The sequence below is a fragment of the Agromyces sp. Y575 genome (genome assembly GCF_059445445.1).
In genome coordinates this window covers 188,010-196,267 of the sequence record NZ_JCAIUI010000005.1, presented here as the reverse complement: position 1 = coordinate 196,267, position 8,258 = coordinate 188,010, and the positions used below count along the sequence as shown (strand labels likewise).

Genomic DNA, 8,258 nt, shown 5'->3' with positions numbered 1-8,258 from the left:
CCCACCGACATTCCAACCGACCCGGAACCGCAGCGAAACTGCCGGTCAGCCTGTGAATAACTTCCGCCGACGGTCACCTGTGGAGGACGAGTCAGCCCTCACGCCGCCGCGCACCTCACCCGCACAGCGCACGCCGCACACCTCACACCTCGCAACGCAACAGCCGCATCGAGCGCAGCCCCGCGCTCCCGTACCGTCAACGCCGAACCCTCCGCGCGACCGAATCTCCCACGCCCCACTCCCGCCCCTACCTCGCCAACCCCCGACCTTCTAAGCTGACCCCATGGCCGCGGAATTGCGGGATCCAGTTCGACGCATGCTCGAGACCGTGCTCGACGACGTTCGCCCGCTCAACGAGGGCGCCGTCGCCTCGTACATCCCCGAGCTCGCGACGGTCGAGCCCGACCAGCTCGGCGCCGCACTCGCGAGCACGCACGGAATCGTGCACGAGGCGGGCGACTGCGATGCCGAGTTCACGATCCAGTCGGTGTCGAAGCCCTTCGTATTCGCCCTCGCCGTCGACGCGCTCGGCCTCGCCGAGGTGACCCGGTATGTCGGCCTCGAGCCGAGCGGCGAGCCGTTCAACGCGATCAGTCTCGACGCGGCATCCGGTCGCCCCCTGAATCCGATGATCAATGCCGGCGCGATCGTGACGACCTCGCTCATGCGCGGCGACACGGCCGACGAGAAGTTCGCCGTCGTGCAGGCAGGTCTCGAACGGTTCGCCGGCCACGATCTCGCGGTCGACGAAGACGTGTTCACGTCCGAGGCATCCACCGGCGATCGCAATCGCGCGCTCGCCTATCTCACCCGCTCGATGGGCACGCTCGGTTCGACGGCGGATGTCGCGACGACCGCGTATTTCCGGCAGTGCTCGCTCACCGTCAACGCGCGCGACCTCGCGATCATGGCGGCGACGCTCGCGACCGGCGGCGTGAATCCCGTGACCGACGAGCGCGTCATCAGTGAGAACGCAGCCCGGTGGACCATGTCGGTCATGACCAGTTGCGGCATGTACGACGCGTCGGGCGACTGGCTCGTGCGGGTGGGACTGCCCGCGAAGAGCGGCGTCGGCGGCGGCATCGCAGCGGTGCAACCCGGCCAGTTCGGCATCGGCACCTTCAGCCCGCGCCTCGACGCCCGCGGCAACAGTGCGCGCGGCATCGCGACCCTCGAACTCCTTTCGGAGCGGCACGGCCTGCACATGCTGCAGCACCATGGAACCCCGCTCTCGCCGATCGCCTCGCTCGAGCGCGACGGCGCCGACACCATCGCGATACTGCGCGGCGAGATCTTCTTCGCCGGTGCTGAAGAGGTGCTCACACGCCTCACCCCCTTCATCAGCGATGACGGATCCCTCGTGCTCGACTTCACCGACGTGACCCGCGTCGGCGAGGGCTCGAAGCGCGTGTTCGCGGCCGCGCCCGCGCTCATGGGACCGGCGCGCGACGGGCGCCCCCGCGTCGCGATCCGTGACCCCGAGGGCGTGCTGGAGATCTGAGCGATCGGATACCGCGCTACGGCGTCGCTCGCCGCGAGGCCGTCCAGCGTGGCCGCGCTCGCACTCGCGCTCGTGCTCGTGCTCGTGCTCGTGCTCGACGAGTTCGAGCCCTTGCCTCGGCTCGGGCTTCAGTCGCGCGGAGTGCGGTGGCCGCCGCCGGTGTCGAGGTCGTCGCCGCCCTCGAGGTCGGGGCCGTTGCTCTCCGTGATGTTCGCCCCCTCGAAGAATGGATCGACGCCGAGTTCGCGGGCGTGCTCGGCCTGCAAGCGCTTCTGCTCGTTCGCGTCGTCGGCGAAGTCGCGGTCGTCGGGCAACTCCCGGTCGTTGCGGTCGGTGGTGTCGCTCATGGTCGTCCCCTCGGTCGATCTGTTCAGGCTATTCCGCCTGCCCCGCCGCCGCACGGGGTTGCGCGACGGATATCGCGAGCCACCCGACTCTGCCCGGCGCGCCCGCCATTGACCGCGCCGAGCGCTCGCGATTCGGCAAGAATCGTTGCGTGACTCAGCTCAGCGAACAGCCCAGCGAACGCTTCCGCCTGCGCATCAGCCTGATCGACAGCGACCCCGAGATCTGGCGCACCGTCGACCTCGACGGCGAGCTTCGTCTCGACGAACTGCACGACGTGATCCAGATCGCGTTCGGCTGGCGCGACTCGCACCTGCACGAGTTCGGCGAGCTCGATCCGTACAGCCCGCGCGGCGGCATCTCCGACATCGGAAGGGCCCCCCGGCGCTGGATGCCCGCCGAGGGACTCGCCGAGCTGTCCGACGACCAGTTTCCGGGGGCGATCGAGCACACGTTCGTCGACGAGCACGATGCGCGCGTGGCATCCGTCTTCGATTCGCTCGACGGTCCGCTCTACTACTGGTACGACTTCGGCGACGACTGGCACCACTCGATCGAACTCATCGAGCGCGAGCGAGCGGATGCCCCGGGCGCATCGGTGCCGCCATGGACCCGTCGAGCCGAGCTCGTGCGCGGCGAGCGCCGCGGACCCCTCGAGGATTCGGGCGGCGTGCACGGCTACGCCGAACTCCTCGAGCGGCTCGCCGACCCGAGCTCGCCCGAGCACGCGAGCGCCGCGGGTTGGGCGAAGTGGCTCGCGTGGCCCGAGTCCGAGTTCGACGCCGAGGCGTTCGACCAAGACGGTGTCGACCGCGAGCTCGCGCTCAAGTTCGACCCCGATGGCGATGCCCCTGACCCCGACGACGACGCCGAGGCATCCATCGCGCCCGACGCGGCTATCGCCGAGCTGCTCGCCCGACTGCCCGAACCGCTCGGCCGCGAACTGCGGCTTCGATTGCGGCGGCTCGGTGCGTTCGAGCCGGCCGAGGTCGAAGCGGATGTCGCGGAGCGGATGACCCTCCCCTATGAGTGGCTGCTCCGGCGCGTCGGCGACGGGCTCACGCTCACGAAGGCGGGGTGGATGCCTCCCGTGGTCGTGCGCGAGGGGATGGTCGAGACCGGGTGGATCGACGGCTGGACCGGCGAGGCGAACCGGGAGGAACTGACCCCACCGATGCGGATGCTGCGTGAACACGCCGTCACGCTCGGCCTCGTGCGGGTGCTGAAGGGCCGCCTCGTCGCCACGGCGGTGGGTAAGCGGCTGCGGGAGGATCCGGTCGGGCTGTGGCGCTACCTCGCGTCGGCGCTCGTCACTCGTCCGCGGCACCAGGCAGCCCGCGACGCGAGGCTGCTGTTCGCGGTCGAGATCGCGTGCGGCGGCAGCGCGGTGCAGCGCGTGTACGACGTCGCCATCGCGCTCGGCCTGAAGGAACTCGGTTGGTTGAAGAGCGACGGCAGCGCCATCAGCGATGCCGACGCGCATGAGCTCGTCGGGGAGGCGTGGCGTGTGCTCGACGAGCTCGGCGTGCTGCGTCGCAAGCGCAGCAGCGACGCCCGACCGACCGACGAGGGCCGGGCGTTCGCCCGCGCGATGCTCAGGGCGAAGTAAGCTCCTCCACCTGCTCGCCCGGATGACGCGGACTCGCCGCGTGCTCGAGATCGGCACGCTCGGCGGCTACTCGACGATCTGGCTCGCCCGCGGCATCCCGAGCGATGCTCGCGTGGTGACACTGGAGCTCGAGCAGCAGCACGCCGACGTGGCCCGCGCCAACCTCGAACGGGCGGGAGTGGGCGAGCGGCCGGGTGTTGCACGAAAGGCTGCACTCGCGGTCCTGGCGGACCTGCCACCGGCGCCATCACGATGAGAGCATGGGCGAGAAGCGCCTGTTTCCGGACGGGGCCATGGCGGCCGCACGCCGCGACGTCCGCCGACCGCCCGCCGAAGACGGGCTCGCGGAGGGCGGGACGGCCACCATTCCTCCGGGAGGGATCCTGTCCGCCTCGGTTGGCAATGCCGGAATGACCCAGCTGTTCGGCGGCGGGCACCTGGAAGCCGGCCCGGTGGCACCACTCCACGCCCTGCAGCGCCAGCTCGGCAACCACGCCGTGGTCACCGTGCTCCGCAACCCGGACCCGTCACTCACCGGGCCGCCGACCGCTTCGAGCGTCGGCCGGCTGATCGAGCCGGTGCTGGCCCGCATCCCGACGTTCCGGGAGGAGAACGATTTCGCCGAAGCATTGGCGGCGGCGGCGGTCCGCGCCGCGGGTACCGCGCTGACCACGGACCAGCGGAAAGACGTCGAGCGCGAGGCATACACGGTTCTCGGCCCGAGCATCGCCGTTGGCGATACGACCTATGACGTCTACTCCGCGCTCAAGGGCCTGAGCGAGGCACAGAACGCCGGCAATTCCGATGAGGATGCCCCGGACGCACGGATCTCCTATGGACTGCGACTCGTCACCAGCATGCTCGCCGGGCACATCGGCGACCACGTCATCGCGGCGGTCACGCCGTCCATGATGCCTGGCGACACCCTGTCGTTCGTCACGGATGATCTGCGAGTCGCGGTCACCGCATTGACCGACGCGTCGTCGATGCTCGACCTGGAGCTCGAAGGCACCCTCGCCCGGCTGACCGATGTCCGGGCCGAGTTCACGCAGACCCCCGAGGGTGGCGATCGCGCGGCGTTGGGCGCTGAAATCGGCCGGCTGGCCCGCCGGACCCTCCTGCTCGACCGGCAACTCACCGCCGTCGGCAAGACCGCGCCGCTCGATGCCCATCTGGCAGAGGCCGGTCCGCGTATCGCCGCGATTCGAAGCCAGGCGCAGACCGAGAACGAGTCCATGAAGGCGATGGACGCCGACCTCTCACTGCTCGGTGAGAACGTCACGCCGGTGCGGATCGCGGACTACGGACTCGCCGCTGACTCGAAGATCCAACCGGAGGAAGCGTTTCCGAAGGCCACCGACTCCGCGTCGAACGAATTCATGGGCGACCTCGCCAACCGTCTGGAAGGTCAGGCCAAGGAAATCGAGGGCCTGAAGGACAAGGTGGTGCCCAGGTCGCCGACGTGGAGACTGGACGAGTTGAGCCAGGTGCACGCGAGATGGTTCGCGTTCTTCAGTACCGCGCAGGAAAAGAAGTACATGGATCTGGTCACCGCCTGGGTGATGCTCGACCAGGGCTGGACGGCCCTTGGCAACGCGGCCATCCCGATGCAGGCGCAGATGTCGGCCGCGATCATCCGGGCCCAGATGCTGAGCCAGTTCTCCGGTTTCCTCGGAAACCTGATGGGCATGGCCTCGTCGCAGTTCTCCGGCGAGATCCGCGCGCCGGAGCGGGTGGCGCCGCCGGTCACGGGTTCGGCGGCGTCTCCGGACCTCTCGTTCGGCGAGATCCAGCCGCGCATGGGACGGAATCGGCAGGGACAGGTCGTGCCCGTGATGACGCCGCCCGTGCCGGTCGATGAGCGGGGGGAAGCACAGTCGCGGTCGGAGTACGTCAGGGCCGGGACGGAGCGAACCGCCCGTGAATTCTCCGACGTGGCGAAGGATCCGAATCCGCTGAAGGCGGCCGCCGCCGCCGGCATCATCCCGGACACCAAGCCGATCATCGGGTTGCGCAGCAGCGAGGCTCGGGATGGCTGGAGCTACCTCATCGACGTGCACGACCTGGTGGCCGGGCGCGTCGTCGCCCGCGAGCACAAGGTGATGCCGGCCGAGGTCGCCGAGTACCTGGTCGCCGCCGGACAGCACAGGGCCACTCGGGCCAGCACCCATCGACCGATGGCCAACGGCAGGGCACTGGGCGAAGCCGCCATCCGCAAGGGAGGGGTGGAAGCCGGTGAGGGCACCGCGGCGGCGCGCTATCTGGAGGGAGTCGAGCAACCCGAGGCGTCCTCGGCGGCGACCCGGCTCCGGAGCCAGATGCAGAAGGCCGACGAGCGCATCACACAGGGCGCCGGCAAAGGCCCGACGACGATGCTGATCGACGACTTGGAGCGCTATCTGGACGCGTTCTTCGTCGAGAACCAGTCCAAGGGCGTGCGTGTCGCCGCGATCTTCCTGATCGCGCAGCGGGAACGCAACGTCGGCGCCCAATTGTTCGCACTGCTGAAGCCGGAGGTCCTGCAGAAGCTCATCAGTGAGGCGATCAAGATCACGGTGATCATGAACGTACTGCAGCGGCTCGGGCCGATCGGAAATCTGGCGGCGTTCGCCTACGGGATCTATCTCAGATCGCAGGGCGTGAGCAACGTTGCGGCGCTGGTCGGCATCGCCACGTTCCTTTGGGAGGCGAGCTCGACCGACGATTTCCGAGAGGCACGGGCCTTCGCCCTGTTGTCCGAGAAGATCATGGGGGACGTGACGGAGCTGATGGAGAACTTGCTCACCAAGCCCATCGAGATCGGTATCGGGAAACTGGCCGAGAAAGCGGCGCCGACCGGAGCGCGGGAGACCGCCGACGCCCTGGCCCCGATCATGAAGGACCCGGCCACGCGGAAAGCACTGATCGACGGCGCGAACGAGAAGATCGCCGAACTGGAGGCCGCCGAGAAGCTGTCCGGTCAGCCCAGTCCCGACCTGCAGGGGTGGCGTGCGTTCCGCAATCAGATCGACGGAGTCGATCGCCGCGGCGACCCCCCGCCGTTCACCGAGGTACCGCTGACCGGCAAAACCGATCCGGGAACGACCCCGTTGGACACTGCGTTCGCCGAACCGAGCCGGTCGCGCCGGTCGACCGCGGCGCTGCACGAAGGCCTCGGTGATCTGACCGGGAAGGTCGCGATCGTCGAGAATCCGAATCCAAGGCTGGGGCGTACGGTCCGGGTGCACTACGACGACGGCAAGGTTCGGCTGGAGGTCGGACCGGAAGCCGGCAAGGTGGACGTCGAACGGCACTACGAGACCGCGAAGATCCTGTACAGCTATCAGACACCGCTCGGCAAGGTGAAGCTGCTGATCGAGAAGGTGACGAATTGGTTGAAGGACCAGCCCGGTTACGGAACCAAGGCATTCGAGGCCCGACTCGAGATCCGGAAGCTGCGCGCGATGATCGACGAGATGAACGGCGAGAGAGCCTCGATCGAGGCGCGGGCGGCTCGGGTGGAGGCAGACCCCACGAAGGTCGCGGTCGAAGTGAAGGAGCTGGACGCACGGATCCAGGACCTCGACACGCAGTTGACGTACTACCGGACCCAGGTGGACAACGTGACCCAGGGCCGGGGCTGGGTGGCGGCAGAGGATCGGTCTCGTGCGAAACGGGAATTCAGCACGGCGCAGGATCGGCCGTCCAAGATCAGGACGAACACGGACACGACATTGCTGAAGAAGGTCGTCGATCCTGCCAAGCCACAGCACCCAGACGCGCATGCGGAACTGCAGCGCCGGTACCGGGACAAGTACGGCTCGATGTCGACCCCCGACGTCGTCCGTCAGACCTTGGCCAGCAGCGGCCGTCCGGCCTGGTACGTCGCGGACCTGATGCTCACGCAGGTGGCTGCGGGCGAGCGGAAGCCCCTGCCGATCACGGAATACCTGGCCACGAGCATGCCGATCGCGGTCGTGCGAGAATCGGCGCGTTTCGATTCGAACGCCGCCGAGGCCCTGGTCCGCCGATACGACCGCGACTACAGCCAGATCGAGCTGGAGGCCATGGCGGCCAGGGGCGATGGCACCGCGCAGTATGTGGTCGGCCTGATCGTGCCCGCGCCGGGGACGGTGTTCCGGCCGCTCGACCCCGCGAACCCACCCGGCCCGCAGCCCACGCGCCGGACGGGGATGGATCCGAAAGCCGAAGCCCGACTCACCGAATCGGTCTGGGAGCGCCGCCGTGGCGCCATCGAGGCAGCCGAACGACAGGAGGCCAGGGCCCGCGCGACCGGGGACGACCCGGCGATCGCAGCGGCCGTTGAAGCGCGCGGCCAGGCCGAGAATGCGGGAACGCTGGGAGCACTCGAGACCGACATTCCAGGAGTCGCCGCCCATCTGGTGCGCGGCTCACCCGAGGCGCCGCAAGGGTCGAAGGGGCTGCCGCCGCGAACCTACCGGCCGACCGGCAACCAGCCTCGACAGGCGCAGTTCCACGCCGAGGAACAGCTGCTCAACGATCTCGCCCAACGCATCCGCAACCTGAACCTCAAACCGAAGGACCTGGACGGCAAGCGAGTGCGGATCGCCGTCGACCAGGAGGTCTGCTCCGTCTGCGCCGCCGGCGTGTCGGGGAACGCCACGTCCGGCGTGATTCTGCGGTTCTCGGAGAAGCACCCGGGGCTGACGATCGAGATCACCGACATCCGCACGGGTCACTACGACGTGTTCGAGCACGGAACCCGCACCGAACACCATCCCGTGTTGGGAAACACGAACGCACCGCAGCAGCCGTGAGCTCCGAGCGTCGCCCGCGCGAACG

General features: G+C 68.7%; 5 protein-coding genes. 4 read left to right on the top strand and 1 reads right to left on the bottom strand.

The window, feature by feature from the left end; translation table 11 throughout:
* The first annotated feature begins 283 nt into the window (after positions 1 to 283).
* Positions 284 to 1,501 carry a glutaminase A gene (glsA, locus tag AC1C2U_RS18695; RefSeq protein ID WP_495363277.1) on the top strand — a complete coding sequence of 406 codons (1,218 nt, stop codon included), beginning with the start codon at positions 284 to 286 and terminating at the stop codon, positions 1,499 to 1,501.
* A gap of 128 nt (positions 1,502 to 1,629) precedes the next feature.
* Here glsA and AC1C2U_RS18690 read toward each other — a convergent pair whose 3' ends face one another.
* On the bottom strand, positions 1,630 to 1,848 hold the full coding sequence (locus tag AC1C2U_RS18690; protein ID WP_495363276.1) for a hypothetical protein: 219 nt from the start codon (positions 1,846 to 1,848) through the stop codon (positions 1,630 to 1,632).
* Positions 1,849 to 1,997: 149 nt separating this feature from the next.
* Here AC1C2U_RS18690 and AC1C2U_RS18685 point away from each other — a divergent pair, with 149 nt between their 5' ends.
* The 3 genes from AC1C2U_RS18685 to AC1C2U_RS18675 are packed head-to-tail and all read left to right on the top strand — an operon-like array spanning position 1,998 to position 8,233.
* Positions 1,998 to 3,455: a plasmid pRiA4b ORF-3 family protein gene (locus tag AC1C2U_RS18685; RefSeq protein WP_495363275.1), complete on the top strand. Its 1,458-nt coding sequence runs from the start codon at positions 1,998 to 2,000 to the stop codon at positions 3,453 to 3,455.
* Positions 3,352 to 3,711 (top strand): O-methyltransferase, encoded by a 360-nt coding sequence (locus tag AC1C2U_RS18680; RefSeq protein WP_495363274.1) that lies wholly within the window; start codon positions 3,352 to 3,354, stop codon positions 3,709 to 3,711. Before AC1C2U_RS18685 ends, AC1C2U_RS18680 begins: the two co-directional genes overlap by 104 nt.
* Before the next feature lie 4 nt (positions 3,712 to 3,715).
* Positions 3,716 to 8,233 carry a hypothetical protein gene (locus AC1C2U_RS18675; RefSeq protein ID WP_495363273.1) on the top strand — a complete coding sequence of 1,506 codons (4,518 nt, stop codon included), beginning with the start codon at positions 3,716 to 3,718 and terminating at the stop codon, positions 8,231 to 8,233.
* The last annotated feature ends 25 nt before the right edge of the window (positions 8,234 to 8,258 follow it).

What these genes read in the sequence shown, in the direction of transcription:
- AC1C2U_RS18690 (WP_495363276.1), bottom strand. Translation starts at nt 1,848, where the DNA reads ATGAGCGACACCACCGACCGCAACGACCGGGAGTTGCCCGACGACCGC.
- AC1C2U_RS18675 (WP_495363273.1), top strand. Translation starts at nt 3,716, where the DNA reads ATGGGCGAGAAGCGCCTGTTTCCGGACGGGGCCATGGCGGCCGCACGC.
- glsA (WP_495363277.1), top strand. Translation starts at nt 284, where the DNA reads ATGGCCGCGGAATTGCGGGATCCAGTTCGACGCATGCTCGAGACCGTG.